The organism is Streptomyces sp. NRRL S-118 (assembly GCF_000716335.1).
Taxonomy (GTDB): domain Bacteria; phylum Actinomycetota; class Actinomycetes; order Streptomycetales; family Streptomycetaceae; genus Streptomyces.
In genome coordinates, this window is sequence record NZ_KL591069.1 from 1,665 (window position 1) to 2,096 (window position 432).

The 432-nt window shown below is 73.8% G+C and carries 1 protein-coding gene; it reads left to right on the plus strand.

What is annotated here, in order from left to right; all coding sequences use genetic code 11:
• Positions 1 to 432, plus strand: a 432-nt coding sequence (locus IH00_RS0136725) for a beta-ketoacyl synthase N-terminal-like domain-containing protein (RefSeq protein ID WP_199819890.1), incomplete at both ends; no start/stop codon positions are given.

Here is a 432-nt window from a genome sequence, read left to right on the forward strand (position 1 = left end):
CGCCGGCATGGACCCGACCTCGCTGCGGGGCAGTGACACCGGCGTCTACTGCGGACTCGGCGTCACCGACTACAGCGTGGCCCCGGAAGGCAGCCTGCCGCAGGTGGAAGGCTTCCAGCTGACCGGCGGCTCGGCCAGCGTGTCCTCCGGCCGCATCTCCTACCTGTTCGGCCTGGAGGGCCCTGCGGTGTCGGTCGACACCGCCTGCTCCTCCTCCGCCGTCGCCCTGCACCTGGCCGCACAGGCGCTGCGCGCCGGCGAGTGCTCCCTCGCGCTCGCCGGTGGTGTGGCCCTGATGCCCGGCCCGTTCATGCTGCGGGAGTTCAGCCGACAGCGTGGCCTGTCCACGGACGGCCGGTGCCGCGCGTACGCGGCGTCCGCCGACGGAACGGGGTTCGCCGACGGTCTGGGCCTGGTGGTGCTGGAGCGGCT